Annotated in this window: 17 protein-coding genes; 14 read left to right on the forward strand and 3 right to left on the reverse strand. The window is 68.3% G+C overall.

Going from position 1 to position 17,624, the window contains the following annotated elements:
- Positions 1-25: 25 nt before the first annotated feature.
- Positions 26-391: a DUF202 domain-containing protein gene (locus ABIC47_RS12060; RefSeq protein ID WP_354480667.1), complete on the reverse strand. Its 366-nt coding sequence runs from the start codon at positions 389-391 to the stop codon at positions 26-28.
- Entirely contained in the window at positions 388-753 is a 366-nt protein-coding gene (locus ABIC47_RS12065) for a YidH family protein (RefSeq protein WP_089880252.1), read from the reverse strand. Before ABIC47_RS12065 ends, ABIC47_RS12060 begins: the two co-directional genes overlap by 4 nt.
- Positions 754-997: 244 nt before the next feature.
- Here ABIC47_RS12065 and ABIC47_RS12070 point away from each other — a divergent pair, with 244 nt between their 5' ends.
- From ABIC47_RS12070 to ABIC47_RS12085, 4 genes are all read left to right on the forward strand, one after another.
- Positions 998-2,248, forward strand: coding sequence for a low temperature requirement protein A (locus ABIC47_RS12070; protein WP_354480668.1), 1,251 nt, complete (start codon positions 998-1,000; stop codon positions 2,246-2,248).
- A 95-nt stretch (positions 2,249-2,343) separates the two neighbouring features.
- On the forward strand, positions 2,344-4,134 hold the full coding sequence (locus tag ABIC47_RS12075) for a DEAD/DEAH box helicase (protein ID WP_354480670.1): 1,791 nt from the start codon (positions 2,344-2,346) through the stop codon (positions 4,132-4,134).
- Positions 4,135-4,247: 113 nt separating this feature from the next.
- A complete protein-coding gene (locus ABIC47_RS12080; RefSeq protein ID WP_354480671.1) occupies positions 4,248-5,552 on the forward strand; it encodes a C-glycoside deglycosidase beta subunit domain-containing protein in 1,305 nt (434 codons plus the stop codon).
- A gap of 23 nt (positions 5,553-5,575) precedes the next feature.
- The gene (locus ABIC47_RS12085) at positions 5,576-7,054 is read left to right on the forward strand and encodes a C-glycoside deglycosidase beta subunit domain-containing protein (protein WP_354480673.1); all 1,479 of its coding nucleotides are present in this window, start codon (positions 5,576-5,578) and stop codon (positions 7,052-7,054) included.
- Here the strand turns inward: ABIC47_RS12085 and ABIC47_RS12090 are convergent.
- On the reverse strand, positions 7,051-8,007 hold the full coding sequence (locus ABIC47_RS12090; protein ID WP_354480675.1) for a LysR family transcriptional regulator: 957 nt from the start codon (positions 8,005-8,007) through the stop codon (positions 7,051-7,053). The two genes, ABIC47_RS12085 and ABIC47_RS12090, sit on opposite strands and share 4 nt — an antisense overlap.
- A 253-nt stretch (positions 8,008-8,260) precedes the next feature.
- On the opposite strand from ABIC47_RS12090, the gene ABIC47_RS12095 reads away from it, so the two are divergent.
- From ABIC47_RS12095 to ABIC47_RS12140, 10 genes are all read left to right on the forward strand, one after another.
- On the forward strand, positions 8,261-9,538 hold the full coding sequence (locus ABIC47_RS12095; protein WP_354480676.1) for an ABC transporter substrate-binding protein: 1,278 nt from the start codon (positions 8,261-8,263) through the stop codon (positions 9,536-9,538).
- An 85-nt stretch (positions 9,539-9,623) separates the two neighbouring features.
- The gene (locus ABIC47_RS12100; RefSeq protein ID WP_354480678.1) at positions 9,624-10,586 is read left to right on the forward strand and encodes a carbohydrate ABC transporter permease; all 963 of its coding nucleotides are present in this window, start codon (positions 9,624-9,626) and stop codon (positions 10,584-10,586) included.
- A gap of 1 nt (position 10,587) precedes the next feature.
- Positions 10,588-11,424 (forward strand): carbohydrate ABC transporter permease, encoded by an 837-nt coding sequence (locus ABIC47_RS12105; RefSeq protein ID WP_354480680.1) that lies wholly within the window; start codon positions 10,588-10,590, stop codon positions 11,422-11,424.
- 50 nt (positions 11,425-11,474) lie between these two features.
- On the forward strand, positions 11,475-12,266 hold the full coding sequence (locus tag ABIC47_RS12110) for a TIM barrel protein (protein ID WP_354480878.1): 792 nt from the start codon (positions 11,475-11,477) through the stop codon (positions 12,264-12,266).
- Complete coding sequence (gene carA / locus ABIC47_RS12115; RefSeq protein WP_354480682.1) at positions 12,263-13,834, forward strand: c-glycoside 3-oxidase CarA; 1,572 nt, start codon at positions 12,263-12,265, stop codon at positions 13,832-13,834. The genes ABIC47_RS12110 and carA overlap by 4 nt, the downstream gene beginning before the upstream one ends.
- Positions 13,831-14,229: a C-glycoside deglycosidase beta subunit domain-containing protein gene (locus tag ABIC47_RS12120; RefSeq protein WP_354480684.1), complete on the forward strand. Its 399-nt coding sequence runs from the start codon at positions 13,831-13,833 to the stop codon at positions 14,227-14,229. Before carA ends, ABIC47_RS12120 begins: the two co-directional genes overlap by 4 nt.
- Complete coding sequence (locus ABIC47_RS12125) at positions 14,226-15,326, forward strand: sugar phosphate isomerase/epimerase family protein (protein ID WP_354480685.1); 1,101 nt, start codon at positions 14,226-14,228, stop codon at positions 15,324-15,326. Before ABIC47_RS12120 ends, ABIC47_RS12125 begins: the two co-directional genes overlap by 4 nt.
- A 13-nt stretch (positions 15,327-15,339) precedes the next feature.
- A complete protein-coding gene (locus ABIC47_RS12130; RefSeq protein WP_354480686.1) occupies positions 15,340-16,383 on the forward strand; it encodes a sugar phosphate isomerase/epimerase family protein in 1,044 nt (347 codons plus the stop codon).
- A gap of 19 nt (positions 16,384-16,402) precedes the next feature.
- Positions 16,403-17,188: a nuclear transport factor 2 family protein gene (locus ABIC47_RS12135; RefSeq protein WP_354480688.1), complete on the forward strand. Its 786-nt coding sequence runs from the start codon at positions 16,403-16,405 to the stop codon at positions 17,186-17,188.
- Between the two features lie 12 nt (positions 17,189-17,200).
- The gene (locus ABIC47_RS12140) at positions 17,201-17,617 is read left to right on the forward strand and encodes a C-glycoside deglycosidase beta subunit domain-containing protein (RefSeq protein ID WP_354480690.1); all 417 of its coding nucleotides are present in this window, start codon (positions 17,201-17,203) and stop codon (positions 17,615-17,617) included.
- Positions 17,618-17,624: the final 7 nt, after the last annotated feature.

Here is a 17,624-nt window from a genome sequence, read left to right on the forward strand (position 1 = left end):
CCCTATTCCGCGGGTGCGTCCGACCTCATCGCGGGAGCGAGGCGCCGAGGGCACCGCTCACTGCGAGCACGATCACGACGATGATGCTGACGAGAGCGCCGCCGAAGACGAAAGCCGCGGTGGCCGCGATGAGGCGACCTTCGGCGATCGGTGCACGATCGCCGGCGGCGGTGAGCTGTCCGTGGTGCCCGCGATAGCGGCGATGGATCATGGCGAGCAGGATGCCGGCGATCACCACGCCGGTCAGCCCGAGGAGCGCCGACCAGGCGCCGAGCAGCTCGGGCAGGATGCGTGCGGCGACGAACGATCCGACGAGAAGGGCGAGCCCGGTCCGCCGCCACGCGAGAGCGGTGCGTTCGGGTTGGAGGCCCGGGTCGAACGGGGCGTTCATCGCAGCAGGACGCCCACCAGGACCAGCACGCCGACCGCGGTGACGACGACGCTCAGGACGACGGTCAATGGTGCCGACGGCAGCGGGGTCCCGTGTCGCAGGGCGGACTCGGTGCGCTTCCAGCCGTACCAGGCCTGGATAGGCACGGCCGCGCCGGCGATCAGCAGCAGGAGGGACGCGGCGAGGCGGAACCCGGGGTGGATGCCCAAACCGAGGGCCTCGAGCGCGACACCGCCGGCGAGGAGGGCGATGCCGGTGCGGAGCCAGGCGAGGAATGTCCGTTCGTTGGCGAGGGAGAAGCGCGCATCCGGCTCGTCGCCACTGGAGAAGACGGACCGCGGGAAGCGTTTGTCGTCCGTCATCCGCGGTCGTCCGAGGGGCCATCGCTTCCGGCAGCTGCAGGGGCGCAGCAGTCCGGAACGGACTCGGCTGGGGTGTACTGATCGGTGTCGGAGGTCATGGGGTTCTCCTCGTCATTCGGCGTCGCGGACGGCGACGGTGCGGAACCCGGCGTTGGGCGACCATCGTAACCTGCCGAACCGACGAGACCCGGCGCAGAATAGGGCCACCCGGCCGCGGGGGCCGGGCGTCCATTCGGGAGGCGACATGTCCGAGACCACGCGAGACGACCTCGGTCACCGGCTGCTGCGTATGAGCGGCCGGGACCCGGGCGAGGCGCACCGCGCGGCGACACCGCTGGAGCTGCTGTTCGATCTGACCTTCGTGGTCGCCTTCGGGCAGGCGGGGGACCAGCTCGCACACCTGCTCTCGGAAGGACACGTGTGGCCGGCGATCGGCGCGTTCTCGTTCGCGATGTTCGCGATCTGCTGGGCCTGGATCAACTTCTCGTGGTTCGCGTCGGCCTACGACACCGACGACTGGTTCTATCGAGTGACGACGATGGTGCAGATGGTCGGCGTTGTTATCCTGGCGCTCGGATTGCCGGAGATGTTCGCGTCGGTCGACGCCGGAGGCGAGTTCGAGGTCGGTGTGCTCGTGGCGGGCTACGTCGTCATGCGCATCGCCCTGGTCGCCCAGTGGCTGCGCGCGGCGGCACAGGATGCCGCCCGGCGGCGCACCGCCCTCGTCTACGCCGCTTTCGTCACCGCGGCCCAGATCGGCTGGGTACTGCTGGCGTTCGCGCGGCCCAGCTTCGAGACGGTACTGCTGGTGGCGCCGCTGCTCTATGTTGTGGAGCTGGGCGGCCCCGTCCTCGCCGAGGTGCGGCTCGGCGGGACGCCCTGGAACGCCGGCCACATCGCCGAACGCTACGGCCTTCTCACGATCATCGCGCTCGGCGAGGTGCTGTTCGGGACGGTCACGTCGGTCGCGGCGCTCGTCGAGAAGCAGGGATGGAGCATCCAGGCCGCCCTGATCGCCGTGGCTGGCGTCGGGCTGACCTTCGGGCTCTGGTGGACGTACTTCATCATCCCGTCGTCACAGATCCTCCGACGGCACCGCCGGCGCGCGGTGGCGTGGGGCTACAGCCACATCCTGCTCTTCGCCTCGATCGCAGCGACCGGGGCGGGGCTTCACGTCGTCGCGTACGAGATCGAGGGGGTCGGGGAACTCGGCGTGGCCGGTGCTGTGGCGAGCGTGGCCGTGCCGGTGCTCGTGTTCTCGGTGGTCCTGTTCCTGCTGTACACGTATCTCGTTCACGAAGGGGACCCGTTCCACATCGGGCTGTTCGCGGGGACGGTCGTCGCGCTCGTCGCGTCGGTGTGGCTGGCGGCCGCGGGGGCTCCGATCGGGGTGAGCCTCGTCGTCATCGCCCTGTCGCCCGCGGTCGTCGTGGTCGGATACGAGACGATCGGGCACCGGCACCAGGCGGCGGCGCTGGCGCGTCAGCTCGCCTAGGCCCCACCCGGAAGCCCCTGCCTCGGCGGTTGCCGCACGCCGCTCGGCGTGCTTCGCCACGCCGAGAATCCGCCCCCGGGGACTACCGTGGGACAGTGACCACGCCAGATTCCGCACACAGCGGCTCCGAAACCGCCGACGATGCTCCGACCTTCTCGTCGTTAGGGCTGGATGGGGCCGTCCTGAAGGCTCTGAAGGATGTCGGCTACGAGACGCCGTCTGCCATCCAGGCCGCCACCATCCCGCCGCTGCTGCAGGGCCGCGACGTCGTCGGCCTCGCGCAGACGGGAACCGGCAAGACGGCGGCCTTCGCGCTGCCGATCCTGTCGCGCCTCGACCTGTCTCAGAAGAGTCCGCAGGCGCTCGTGCTCGCCCCGACGCGTGAGCTCGCGCTGCAGGTGGCGGAGGCGTTCGAGAGCTACGCGACCCACCTGAAGGGGGTGCACCTGCTGCCGGTCTACGGCGGGCAGGGATACGGGGTGCAGCTGTCCGCGCTGCGCCGCGGCGTCCACATCGTCGTCGGAACGCCCGGGCGCATCATGGACCACCTGGAGAAGGGGACCCTCGACCTCTCCCAGCTGAAGTACCTGGTGCTCGACGAGGCCGACGAGATGCTGAAGATGGGCTTCGCGGAGGACGTCGAGACAATCCTCGCCGACACCCCGGACGACAAGCAGGTCGCCCTCTTCTCGGCGACGATGCCCGCGCAGATCCGGCGCATCTCCAAGAAGTACCTGCACGATCCGGAAGAGATCACCGTCAAGTCGAAGACGACGACGTCGGCGAACACCACGCAGCGCTACCTCGTCGTCTCGTACTCGCAGAAGGTCGACGCGCTCACGCGCATCCTCGAGGTGGAGAACTTCGAGGGGATGATCATCTTCGTCCGCACCAAGAACGAGACGGAGACGCTCGCGGAGCGGCTGCGCGCACGCGGCTACTCGGCCGCGGCCATCAACGGCGACGTCGCGCAGGCCCAGCGGGAGCGCACGGTCGACCAGCTCAAGTCCGGCAAGCTGGACATCCTGGTCGCCACCGACGTCGCGGCGCGCGGCCTCGACGTCGAGCGCATCAGCCATGTCGTCAACTTCGACATCCCGGTCGACACCGAGTCGTACGTGCACCGCATCGGCCGCACCGGACGCGCAGGCAGGAGCGGCGCGGCGATCAGCTTCGTGACGCCCCGCGAACGCCGGCTCCTGACCGCCATCGAGAAGGCCACGCGCCAGCCGCTGACACAGATGCAGCTGCCCAGCGTCGACGACGTGAACGTCACCCGCCTCGCCCGCTTCGACGACGCCATCACCCAGGCGCTCGCCCAGGAGGACCGGATCTCGCGCTTCCGCGAGATCATCGCCCACTACGTCGAGCACCACGATGTGCCGGAGACGGATGTGGCGGCGGCGCTCGCCGTCGTCGCTCAGGGCGACGAGCCGCTCCTGCTCAGCGAACGGGACGAGCTGTCGCAGCCGGTGGAGCGCGAGACGCGCGGCGACCGGGCCGGCGGCGCCGACCGCGCGGGTGGCCGGGGCGCTCGCGGCGACCGTTCCGACCGTCCGGGGCGCCGGGAGCGGAACGACACCCCCATGGCGCCGTACCGCCTCGAGGTGGGCAAGCGTCAGAAGGTGGAGCCGCGCCAGATCGTCGGCGCACTCGCCAACGAGGGCGGCCTGAGCCGCGAGGACTTCGGGCACATCCGGATCATGCCCGACTTCTCCATCGTCGAGCTGCCGGCCGACCTGCCGGGCGACACGCTGTCCCGGCTCTCGGGCACGCGGATCGGCGGGAAGCTCATCCAGCTCCGTCCCGATCGCGGGCGAGGCGGCAGCCGGTCCGGCTCGTGGCAGGACGACGACCGGCCGCCGCGCAAGCCGCGGCGCGGCTGAGGGAGGCTCGCTCACCGGCCACGGAGGTTTTGTTAGCGTCTTGCATTCTTCTGTCGAAAAGCGACAGAATGGGGAATCGGCCTTCGACACATCCCCAGAGAGAGTGAGCAACGATGCTTCTCGAGAGAGACCTCATCCAGTCCGTCGGCTTCCGCAATGTGCGCGAAGGTGACCGGATCGTCGGATTCCAGCTGCGCCTCCGCATGCCGAACTACCGCGGCCTCGCGGCATCGCTGATCGACGGCGTCGCGGTGAGAGTCGGCGGACTCGTGGACATTCCCGCGGACGTGCCGCTGTGGACGTTCGGCGACCGCACCTACACGCTCCAGCAGCTGTGGGACAGCGACGGGGTCCGGTGGCAGCTGGAAGATGCTGCGGTGGTGACGGTGCCGTTCGAGGGCGGACTGCCGCAAGGGGTCCATGAGGTCTCCATCGATCTGCGCCTGCGCATGTCGTACATCCCGGAGGAGCACCAGCCGTCCGTCTTCCGGGAGACCAAGCACGTCACGCTGTCGCCCGAAGGACGCGGCGCGCCCTTCAAGTACGGCGTCTCGCTGTACAGCTTCATGACGGACTTCGGCACGGTGCTAGACCTGGAGAGCGCGCTGCGTGCCGTCGCCGACGTCGGCGCCACGGGTGTCGAGATCCTCGGCGAGGGCCACGTCGAGAACTACCCGGAGCCCACGAGCGCGTGGATCGACCGCTGGTTCGAGCTGCTCGAGAAGTACTCGCTACAGCCCACCAATTACGGTTCCTGGATCGACACGCGGCTGCACTCGAGCGGACCCAACGCGCGTCCCATGACGGCCCGCGAGGGTGCCGAGAAGCTGCAGGGGGACCTGCGGCTCGCGAAACGTCTCGGGTTCACCACGGTCCGCCCCAAGATCGGCGTGGTCTCCAGTGACCTGATCCCCGACCCCATCTGGACGGAGTCCGTGGAGTGGTCCCTCGACCTCGCCGCAGAGCTCGACGTGATCATCTGCCCCGAGATCCACTCCCCGACGCCCATCAAGCACCCGGTGGTCGACGACTACATCGCGCTGATCGAGCGCACGGGGACGAAACACTTCGGCCTGCTCATCGACACCGGGATCTTCCAGGACCGGCCGATACCGCTGCGCGACGGCGAGACGCGGGAGACGCGTCCGGCGTTCCTGGACGGCATCGGCGTCGACCCGGCGGACTTCCTGGCCATTGCGAAGTACGTGGTGTTCATCCAGGCCAAGTTCCACGACATCGACGAGAACCTCGAGGATCAGCAGATCCCGTGGCGTCCCGTGCTGAAGGCGCTGAAGGAGGCGGGGTACACCGGGTACCTCTCCAGTGAGTACGAGGGGGAGCGCGCACCGTGGCGGTCCATCGAGCAGGTCCGCCGCCAGCACTCCCTCATCCGCACCATCGCCGACTCGCTCGGCTGAACAACGAACCATCAGGAGGCACCATGCCCAACGGACTCATCGACGACGCCGCACTCCGGGTGCACCCGGATGGTTTCGCACTCGCCCTCACCATTCCCTGGTACCGCAGCCTCTGGCTCTCGTCGGTGACCAGGATCCGGCTCTCCGTGGACGGCGTGCCGGTGCCGGAGGAGGACGTCGCCTTCGAGCTGGGCGGCGTGCACTACAGCATCGCGGAGCTGAAGGAGCAGTCCGAGACGCTCTGGTACCTGCAAGCGCATCCCCTTCTCGTCGTCCGCCGCGACCCCGCAGTCCGGCTCGGCGAGACGCACGAGATCGACGTGTACGGGGAACTGCGACTGCCGTACATGCAGATCAAGCCGGGCGACGACGGTGGGCCCGGCCTGTACGTCCCGAACGTCGTGCACCAAGCGCTGACGCTCACGGCGACCGACCGGGATGCCGAGCCGCCCGTCCTCGAGACCGGGATCGCGGCGCCGCCTGCCGCCGCCGAGGAGGACCCGTTCAAGCTCGGCCTCACGCTGTACTCGGCCAGCGCGGAGTTCCGGGCCGGATGGTTCGACTTCGACGGCCTGCTCGACCGCGTCGCCGAGCTCGGCATCGGGCCGGGCATCGAGATCGTCGCCTCCCAGGTGCTGCCGACGTACCCCGTCGTCTCGGACGCGTTTGTCGCGACCTGGCGCGCGGCGTTCGACCGTCACGGGTTCGAGGCGAGCTCGTTCGGCGCCAACCTCGACATGGGCCGGCGCCGCGACCGCGACATGACGCCGGACGAAGAGTTCGCGTTCAGCGAGACCCTCTTCCGGGGGGCGAAGAAGCTCGGCTTCCCACTTGTGCGCATCCAGAGCGCGAAGCCCGAGCTGCTGCGTCGCCTGCTGCCGATCGCCGAGGAGCTCGAGCTGAAGCTGGCGTACGAGATCCACGCGCCGCTGGGGCCGAACTCGCCCGAGATCCTCGCGGTCCGTGACGTGTACGCCGAGCTCGACTCGCCGCTGCTCGGTTTCGTGGCCGACTTCTCGTCGACGATGCACAGCATGTCGCCGACCCTGCTGCGGGCGGTTCGGCGAGCCGGGCTCGACGACGAGGCGATCGATCGGTTGCAGTCGATCTGGGCGACCGACGCATCCATGCGCGAGCGTCAGGAGGAGTTCATCGGCTACCTGAAAGGCCGCGACTTCGACCCGGGGCGTCTCGGCGCGTTCGCTCATCTCGCGTTCAACATGCACGGGCATGTCGCGCCGACCGAATGGGCCGACATCATGCCGCAGATCCTGCACGTCCACGCCAAGTTCTACGACATCGATGAGAGCGGGCAGGAGCCGGCGATCGACTACCCGGAGCTCACGCGCGTCTTCGTCGAGGGCGGCTACCGCGGCTACTGGTCGAGCGAGTGGGAGGGCCATGCCTTCGCCGAGATCGGCGAGGTCGACCCGCTGGTGCTCGTGCGTAAGCAGCACGACCTCATCCGCGCGAGCATGCGTGCGGCGCTCGCCTCGGTCTAGGCCACGTCGTCCCGGGTGGTGGCGCGGACGTCGTCCTCCACCACCCGGCCGGCCTCTTCGAAGAGGCCACGCATCCACGCGTGCTCGGGATCCTGGGTGTGGACGGGGTGCCACCACAGCGCGTTGGTGAGAGGCGTCGGCTCGAAGGGGAAGCGCACGATGCGCACGCCGCCGACGGCGAGCACGGCCGGGGCGAGGGCTGCCTGCACCAGACCGATCCGGCGGCTCCCGGCCACGAAGTGGGCCACGGCGAGGAAGCTCTCGACGACGACCTCGATGCGCGGCTCCACGCCGAGCTGCTGCACCTGGCGGGCGGCGGACGTGTAGGCCGAGCGCGACTGATACGTCATGACCCACGGGAGCTCGGACATGGCCTCCATGGTCAGCTCGTCCGCGACGGTGTCGTTGTGCTCGGACACGATCGCGATCCACTGGTCATGCCAGAGGTCCAGGAACGGCAGGTCGGTGACGTGGCCGTGGGGGATGACCATCCCGTCCACCGAACGCAGCCGAGTCGCGGCGTCCTCGACGATGGTCGGGTTGTGCAGCATGAACCGGAACCGGACGCCCGGAGCACGCTGCGCGGCGAGGTCGGAGACGATCCGGCCGATGGTGACGAATCCGTAGTCGGAGCCGTAGATCGCGAACTCACGTGTCGACTCGGTCGGGGCCCAGGTCGCCTGGCTCTCGAAGACCCGCCGGGCCGCCTCCAGCGCCGTCGTCGTGTGGTCGGTGAGACGGATCGCGAAGGGGGTGAGCTCGTACGTGTTGCCGCGGCGGGCCAGGATCGGGTCGTTGAAGTGGGTGCGCAGGCGCGAGAGCGAAGCGCTGAGGGCCGGTTGGCTGAGGTGCAGTCGCTCCGCGGCGCGTGTGACGCTGCGCTCGGTCAGGAGCGCGTCGAGGGAGACGAGCAGGTTCAAGTCGAGGCGGTACAGCGGGGACTGATCGGACACGTCCATGTGACCTTTCGGGCGAAGCCAGTATTGCCCAGAGTATAAGGCTCGCCGATGGCATTCGCGGATTGCATAGCTGATCGTTATGCACGTCCATGCTCCGCCATTCCGCGGCTTTCGACTGCCGCAGTCCCGGTTATGTCGTCTATCCGAAAGAGTTATGTGCGTTTCCGACATAACTGCGTGATACTGGTCCGGACAGCGACGTCGCTTACCCGACGAGTCGCAGACAACGAAGTCAGAAAGGCTCAACATGACACAGCACCGTCGCTCCCGCGTCGCCCGAGCGGGCCTGGTGGCCTTCGCGACCGCAGGAGCCCTCGTCCTCGCCGGATGCTCCGGCTCCGGCGGCACCAGCAGCTCCGGTTCGCAGAGCTTCTCCCTCTCCTACGCCGTCACCAACAGCGCCGTCACCGCGCCGTACAAGGCGCTCGCCGAGGAGTACATGAAAGAGAACCCGGACGTGAAGATCACGTACAACGAGGTTCCGAACGACACCTACGGCCAGACTCTCACCACCCAGCTCAACGCCGGCAACTCGTCCGACGTCTTCCAGGCCGCGCCCGGTGTCGGGCAGACCTACAGCATCCTCACGCTGGCCAAGGCCGGCCTGCTGATGCCGCTCTCCGACTCCGCGACCAAGGTGATCCCCGAAGGGTCCGACTCCCAGTTCATCGTCGACGGCAAGACCTACGGCTCTGCGCTCGGCATGACCTTCGTCGGAGCCGTCAGCAACGAGACGGCCTCCAAGGCGGCCGGCGTCGACTACCCGAAGACCTGGGCCGACCTGATCTCCACCTGCAAGGAGCTGAAGGGCAAGGGCAAGTCGCTCTACGCGCTCGCCGGTGCCGCTCCGCCCAACACCGGCCTGATGGCCCTCAGCATCTCTGCCACCCGCGTCTACGCGGAGAACCCGAAGTGGAACGAGGACCGCGCCGCCGACAAGACGACCTTCGCCGGCACCGCCGGGTGGAAGGACACGCTGAACGACATCGTCGACATGAACAAGGCCGGATGCTTCCAGCCGGGTGTCGAGGGCGGCGGCTTCGACGCCATCACGCAGGGCATCATCCAGGGCACCTCCGTCGCCGCCTTCATCCCGAGCGGCGCGGCGGCCGACCTGAAGCAGAACGCCAAGGACCAGGACTTCCTGATCCAGCCGGTGCCCCCGGCGTCCGGCGGCAAGGCTTACGGCATCGCCGGAGCCGACTACGCCATCTCGATCGCGAAGAACACGAAGAACGCCGACGCGGCCAAGAAGTTCGTCGATTGGACCGCCACCGAGAAGGGTCAGTCGACCTTCGCGAAGGCGGGCGGGGGGATGCCGCCGACCTCGAGCGACTTCGCCGGCACGGTGTTCGAGCCGGTCTCCCAGATCGTCAAGGACAAGAGCTACATCCCGCTGCCGAACTCGTCCTGGCCGAACTCGAACGTCTATGACGCACTCGGCTCGGGCGTGCAGGGCCTGCTGACCGGTCAGAAGACGGTCGACGACGTCCTGAAGTCGATGGATTCGGCCTGGGGCCAGTGATCGAGCGGCCGCCCGTGCCCGCGCGGCACGGGCGGCCCGCCCTCTCCGCACGACGATGACGACGATGTGAGAACTCGAGGACACCATGAGCACCACCACCCTCTACTCGGAATCCGAGGAGCTGATCGTCCCCAAGCGCACCAGGCGCGGGCGACGGACCGACGCCCAGCCGCGCAAGGGCGGCAATCTCAGCTTCGGCTACTGGTGGTGGGCGATCCCCGGCGTCCTCCTCGTCCTCGCCATCCACTACGTCGCGACGACGGTCGGCGGCTTCTTCGCCTTCACGAATTGGACCGGCATCGGCGCGTTCCAGTGGATCGGACTCGACAACTTCGTCAAGATCTTCCAGGACCCGAGCAAGATCGGCGCTCTCTGGAACACGCTGTTCCTCGCCTTCGCGTCCGTCATCCTCTCGAACGTCGCCGGCCTCGTGCTGGCTCTCGGCGTGAACCGGCTGGTCAAGACCCGCTACACCCTCCGCGTCCTCTTCTTCATGCCGGTCGTGCTGAGCCCGCTGGCGACGGCCTACATCTGGAAGTTCATCTTCGACTTCAACGGGCCGATCAACGCGGTGCTGAAGTCCGCCGGGCTCGGCTCGATGGCAAAGGCGTGGCTCGGCGATCCGAACTTCGCCATCTGGGCCATCCTCATCGTGATCGTCTGGCAGCAGACCGGCTTCGCGATGGTCATCTACCTGGCCGGCCTGGCGTCCGTCCCGATCGAGGTCGAGGAGGCGGCGGCCATCGACGGAGCCGGCCTGTGGCAGCGGTTCCGCAGCATCGTGCTCCCTGCCATCCGCCCATCGGTCGCCATCGCCACCACGCTCGGGCTCGTGAACGGGTTGAGGATCTTCGATCAGATCATGGCGCTCACCGCCGGCGGGCCCTCCGGCGCCACGGAGACCCTGGCCACCCAGGTCTACAAGCAGGCCTTCTCGCTCGGCAATTTCGGCTACGGCGCCGCGCTCGCGCTCCTGCTGACCGTCATCATCCTAATTTTCGCCATCATCCAGCAGCGTCTGACGAACGCCCGGCCCGAGGAGTCCTGACGTGTTCCGGTACACCAAGCTCACCCTGTTCCGCGAGATCGGCCTCTGGATCGTCGCGATCGTCTTCCTGCTGCCCTTCTACTTCTTGGTCGCCACCTCTCTCAAGCCGGACGGCGAGCTCTACTCGACCTCGCCGCTGGCCTGGCCGAAGAGTCCGACGTTCGACAGCTTCGGGGCCGCGCTCTCCGGGCAGGGCCCGTCGAACATCCTGGTCGGCCTGATGAACAGCGTCATCATGACGGCCGGCGCCGTGCTCATCCTGGTGCTGCTCGGATCGCTCACCGGGTACGTCATCTCGCGCAGCACCCGGCGGTGGAGCCGCGGGATCTACTATCTCTTCCTCATCGCGATCGTGCTGCCGACCCAGCTGGGAACGGTCCCCCTCTACATCGGCGCCCGTTCGATCGGCCTCACCGGCACGATCTGGGGCATGATCATCCTCTACTCGGGGATGCTGCTGCCGCTCGCGATCTTCCTGTACGCCGGCTTCTTCCGCGGCCTCGGCACGGAGTACGAGGAGGCGGCCGCGATCGACGGCGCGAGCCGGACGCAGATCTTCTTCCGGATCGTGCTCCCGCTGATGTCGCCTGCCACCGGCACCGTCGCCATCCTCGCCGGGCTGATCGTCTGGAACGACTTCTTCACCGCGCTGATCTTCCTGGGCGGCTCCGCGAACCAGACGCTTCCGGTGTCGATGTACTTCTTCATCGGCGCACTGGTCTCGAAGTGGAACTCCATCTTCGCCATCGTCATCATCTCGATGGTCCCGATCCTGCTCTTCTACCTGTTCGCGCAGAAGCGCTTCATCCAGGGCTTCGCCGGCGGACTCAAAGGATGAGCGCCGCCGACGCCCGCACCATACCGCCCGTCCCCGATCCGGAGGAAGCCATGTACCAACTCGCACCCAACATCGAACTGCTCTTCACCGAGGCGGGCGACTACCAGGACCGCGTGCGCGCTGCCGCCGCGGCGGGATTCACCGCGGTCGAGATGTGGGGGCCGACCGGTGTCGACGCCCCAGCGAAGCCGAAGGACCTTCCGGCGCTGAAGGCGGCGCTGCAGGAGACCGACACGGTGCTCACCGCACAGCTGGCCGAACCGCGCACCCAGTTCATGATCCCGCCGTGGGACCACTCGGAGTTCTACCGCAAGCTCGACGAGGGCGTCGCCATCGCGAACGAACTGGACTGCCCGCGCATCGTCGTGGGCAGCGGCACCGGGTTCGGCGGGTGGAAGCGGCAGGTCCAGCTCGACAAGCTGGTCGAGATCTACCAGAAGGCCGTCGCCCAGATCGAGGGGTCAGGCATCACCCTGGTGCTGGAGGCGGTCAACATCCGCGTCGACCACCCCGGCTCCCTGCTGGACCGGACGGCCGAGTCCGCGTACGTCGCGCGCGCCGTCGACTCGCCCTTCTTCGGCATCCTGTACGACCTGTACCACTCGACGGTCGAGGGTGAGGACGTCCGGGCGGAGCTCGCCAACGCGGGCGACCTCGTGCGGTACGTCCAGATCGCGGACGCCCCCGGCCGCGGCGAACCGGGGACGGGCGCCATCGACTGGGAGGAGGCCCTCGGGATCCTCCGCGAGTCGGGATACGACGGCCCGATCGGGCTCGAGTACTACCCGACGACCGAGTCCGCCGCCTCCGTCGAGTACATCCGCAGGCTGGTCTCGGCATGACCGACGATCGCCGCTACCCGGACGCCGTCGACGTCGTGATCGTCGGCAGCGGACCCACCGGCGCCGCCTACGCGCGCATCCTCTCCGAGGAGGCGCCCGAGGCGACGATCGCCATGTTCGAGGTGGGCCCGACGGTCTCCAACCCGCCCGGTGCGCACGTGAAGAACATCGAGGACGTGCGGCAGCGTGCCCTCGCGCAGGAGCGCTCGGAGGGACCGGGCGCCGGAGCGGCCACCGTGGACTCCCCGGGGGCCGTCACGGCCGGCACGCGCGCGGGCAGGCCCGGCACGTATCTGTTGCAGGACGGCTACCAGGCGGAGGGCGAGGACGGCCTGCCCGTCGCGGCTTTCTCCAGCAACGTCGGAGGGATGGGCGTGCACTGGACGGGCGCCTGCCCCGCGCCGGGCGGCAAGGAGCGCCCCGACTTCGTGCCCGGATTCGACGACCTCCTCGAGGACTCCCGCCGTGTGCTCGGCGTCACCACCGACGCCTTCGACGGCGCGCCCTACTCGCAGCTGGTGCGCGACCTCCTCGCCGCCGTGGTCGACCACGGCCGGAGCGCGGCAGAGCGCGTCCAGCGGATGCCGCTCGCCGTCCACCGCCGGGAGGACGGCCGCCTGGTGTGGTCCGGCTCGGACGTCGTCTTCGGCGACGAGACCCGCGCCAACCGCAACTTCACGCTGTTCGACGAGTCGCTCGTCACCTGCGTGCTCCTGGAGGGCGGCGAGGCTGCAGGCGTCGAGGTGAAGGACCTGCGGACCGGAGAGGTGCACAGCGTCGCCGCCCGCTACGTCGTCGTGGCGGCCGACGCGCTGCGCACGCCGCAGGTGCTCTACGCCTCCGGCATCCGTCCGGACGCGCTCGGCCGGATGCTCAACGATCAGACCCAGGTGGTCTACGCCTCCCGGCTCCGCGATGTCGCTCCTCCGCCCGGGGTCGACGTCGCCGAGTCCGGCACGCTGCGCGAGCAGAGCGGTGTCAGCTGGGTGCCGTACACCGACGATGTGCCGTACCACGGACAGGTCATGCAGCTCGATGCGTCCCCGATCCCGCTGGCCGACGACGATCCCGTCGTCCCCGGGTCCATCGTCGGACTCGGGCTGTTCTGCGCGAAGGACCTGCAGTGGGACGACCGCGTCGCCTTCGCCGACGACGAAGTCGACTCCTACGGGATGCCGGCCATGCGCATCCACTATCGGCTCACCGACGCCGACCGCCGGGCCATCGCGGGCGCGCGCGCCGAGATCGTCCGCCTCGCCGAGGCCGTCGGAGACCCCATCGGCTCCGAACCGTTCACCCTCCCGCTCGGCTCGTCGCTGCACTACCAGGGCAGCGTGCGGATGGGCGCGACCGACGATGGCACGAGCGTGTGCAGCCCGGACAGCGAGGTGTGGATCGCGCCCCGCGTCTTCGTCGCAGGCAACGGAGTCATCCCGACGCCGATGGCCTGCAATCCGACGTTGACGAGCGTGGCCCTGGCCGTGCGCGGTGCTCGCAGCATCGCGAAAGACATCACTGAGAACACGGATGCGCGCGAGCGCACCCACGACAAGGAGGTTCACGCATGATCCCGGATCGCATCATCGAGCAGGGAACGCTGAAGACGCAGGGCGCCCGCGCCGCCGTGGAGGTGCGCATCCCCTGGTATCGGGCCCTGCCCGCCTCGTGCATCTCGGACGTGTCGCTCGCGGTCGACGGCATCCCGGCGCCGGCCGACTCGATCCGCTGGGAGATGAACGGCAAGACGTTCCGTCTGCCGGACCTGGCGGACGACACCGAGGAGTGGTGGTTCCCCCTCGACTCCGCCGTCGTCTCCGGCGACATCCCGGTCGACGAACCGGGAGCCGAGCACACGGTGGAGGTGGAGCTCAAGCTCTACATCCCCTACATCATCATCGACAACGACCAGGTGCTCCGCATCGAGGAGCACGACAGCAAGACCATGAAGGCGGTGGCGGCATGAGCGAGCTCGGCAAGCCGATCCAGGGGGTCACCCTCTACAGCTTCACCCGCGCGTTCCACGGGCGGGAGTACGACCTCGAGCAGCTGATCCGAAAGGTCGCTTCCGACGGCTACGGCCCCGGACTCGAGATCATCGGGTTCTCCAGCTTCCGAGGGTTCCCGGCCCTCGACGACTCGTACGTCGGCTGGTTCCGCGACCTCGTCGCCGAGACCGGGCTGGTGCAGACCTCGCTCGCGATCAACGCCGACATCGGCATCCACCGCGACCGGCTGCTGAACCAGGACGAGCTCGTCGACTACATGACCCTGCAGATCGAGGCGGCCGCCCGACTGGGCTTCCCGATCGCACGCGTGCAGATCTCGATCGAGCCGGACTCGATGGAGCGGCTGGCGCCCATCGCGGAGAAGTTCGGCGTCACGCTCGCGCTCGAGGTCCACGCCGACCAGTACGCGTCTCACCCGCGGATCCTCGCCCTGCGCGACCGCTACGAGAAGGTCGGATCGCCGTACCTCGGCTTCACCGCGGACTGGGGTGCGACGACGTCCGGCTTCGCGCCATCGCTGATCGAGGCGTACCGCCGTCGGGGCGCCTCCGAGGAGCTGCTCACCCGCGTCGTGGACCTGTGGAACGACTTCTACCGGGCCGGCCCGCCGGCCGATCAGGCCGATCACGGCCAGCGGTTCGGAGCGTTCATCGCGCTGGCCGCGCAGAACGGCCGGCCCGATCTGGGTGTGGACATGGCCATCAACGGCACCGGCCTGTTCGGGCCCGCCCGGGTGGACGACTGGCTCGAGATCATGCCGTGGATCCGCCACGTGCACGGCAAGTTCTTCGGCATCGACGAGAACGGCGAGGAGCCGTCCGTGCCCGTCCGCGACCTCATCCGACTTCTGGTGGAGAACGGTTACGACGGCGCGATCTCCAGCGAGTACGAGGGCTGGCACTGGAACTACTGGCAGAGCCCGTTCGACATCATCGCCGGCGAGCAGGCCGTGCAGCGTTCGGCCGCAGAGTCCGCCGGCTCCCGGATGATCGTGGATGCCGATGAGGCGCGCGCCCAGCTCGCCGCCCACCTCGCCCAGCCCGTACAGGCCTGAAAGGAGCCACCCCATGACCGAAGAGAACGGCATCGCCGGAACGGGCATCAAGCTCGGCATCACCCTCTACTCCCTGACCTCGGAATTCGCGGCCGGGCTCTACACACCCGAGACACTCATCAAGGCGGTCCACGACGAGGGCCTCGGCCCGGGGATCGAGTTCAACATCGCCCAGATGCTGCGCACCTACCCGGACGTGGACGAGGACTTCGTCCGCCTCTGGCGCGACAGCACCGAGAAGTACGGGCTGGAGCCGAGCGCCGTGGGTACGAACCTCGACATGGGGCGCCGCAAGGATCGTGACATGACACCGGACGAGGAGTTCGACTTCCTCGCCCGGCAGCTCGCGACGGCCAACGCCCTGGGCTTCCGGAAGATCGTCATCCGCTCGGCCGGCAAGGAGCTGCTGCGGCGGCTGTTGCCCCTCGCGGAGAAGTACGACCAGAAGCTCGGCTACGAGATCCACGCGCCCTCCGGCCCCAACGACCCGACCGTCGTCGGCATCCGCGAGGTGTATGAGGAGCTGGGGAGCGACCGGCTCGGCTTCACCGCCGACTTCAGTTCCACCATGCACAGCCTTTCGCCGACCCTGCTGCGCACCCTCGGCCAGATGGGACTCGACGAGAAGCACTTCCCCGTCATGGACGAGATCTGGCATGAGCCGACGCCGATGCATGTGCGCAACCAGAAGTTCGAGGACTACCTGCGCGGCGAGGGAGTCGACCCGACCCGGTTCGGACCGTTCACGCGGCTCGCCTTCAACATGCACGGGCTGGTGCCACCGGAGGAGTGGCTGGACATCATGCCGCAGATCTTCCACGTGCACGCCAAGTTCTACGACATCGACGCGGAGGGTCAGGAGCCGGCGATGGACATCCCGCGCATCGTGCGGCAGTTCGTCGAGGGCGGCTACACGGGGTACCTCTCCAGCGAGTGGGAGGGCCACGCCTTCTCCGACCTGGGGGAGTCCGACCCGATCGACCTCGTCAAGAAGCAGCACGCCCTGATGCGCCGGACCATCGAGGACGCCGTGACCAGCGGCGTGCCCTCGGCCTGATACGGACGGAGTCCAGAAGATGTCAGACACCACCGCCGAAGCCACCCTGTCGGACCTCGTCGCGGAGGTCGCGCGCCTCCGCGGCGAGGTCGCTGCTGCGCAGGACCTCGCCCGTCGTGCCGCCGACCGCGGCGAGATCGAGAACCTGTTCAGCCGTTACATGTACCTGCACAACGCGTTCCAGGACGAGCAGATCATCCCGCTCTGGGTGAAGGAGGGGACGGAAGGAATCCGTGCCCGGTACACCAACGCCGGCCAGTACACGACGTACGAGAGTGTCATCCGCTACCACCGGGGCCGGCCGGCGCCCGTCGGCAAGCTCATCCTGCACGCCACCACCACGCCGGTGATCGAAGTGGCCGCGGATGGCGAGACCGCCAAGGGCGTCTGGTTGATGGCGGGGACGGAGTCGGGTCTCACCGACCCGGAGGTCGCCAAGAACAGCCCGGATTTCATGTACTCGCCCGGCGAGGTACAGGGCAAGAAGGTGTGGGCCCACTGGGTCTGGTGCAAGTACGCGATCGACTTCCTCCGCCAGGACGGCGAGTGGAAGATCTGGAAGTTCCGCTGCTACGAGCTCGCACGGGCGCCTTTCGAGGAGAACTGGGTGAGCTTCGGCGAGAAGAACCAGGCCGCCTTCGATCTCGATCTCATGTACTTCGGCGACGACGGCAAGCCGGTGTTCATGCCGCCGGCCGACGAACCCGTGCCGACCGAGAACCACCCGTACAGCCCGAGCACCGTTCAGACGCTCGAGCCGGTGCCCCCGGTCGCGCACCCGACCTTCACCGACACGTTCAAGTAAGGGATTCAGAACATGGCAACGCACAACTCCCTCTTCTCTGAGAAGGATGTCCGCCGTACGGACGACGGCATCGCCGTCTCGGTGCAGCTCCCCTGGTACCGCAGCCTGTGGCTGTCGGCCGTCGACGATGTCGCCGCGACCGTGAACGGCGTCCCGATCCCTCGGGACGATCTGCGCTTCGAGCTGAACGGCCGCAGCTACCGCATCGAGGAGCTGCCCGAGCAGTCCGAGACCTTGTGGTTCGTCGCCGATCGGCCCGACGTGGTGATCCGGCTCGGCCACGACCCGCAGGCGGGCGAGGAGCTCACGGTCGAGGTCGTGCTGACGATGCGTCTCCTCTACATGCAGATCATGCCCGGCACGGACGGCGGCCCCGGCCGCTACGTCACGAACCGCGTTCCGGTGGAGCGAGAGGTCGTGCTGTCGTGACCCTGCG

The sequence above is a fragment of the Leifsonia sp. 563 genome (assembly GCF_040545055.1).
Classification (GTDB): Bacteria; Actinomycetota; Actinomycetes; order Actinomycetales; family Microbacteriaceae; genus Leifsonia.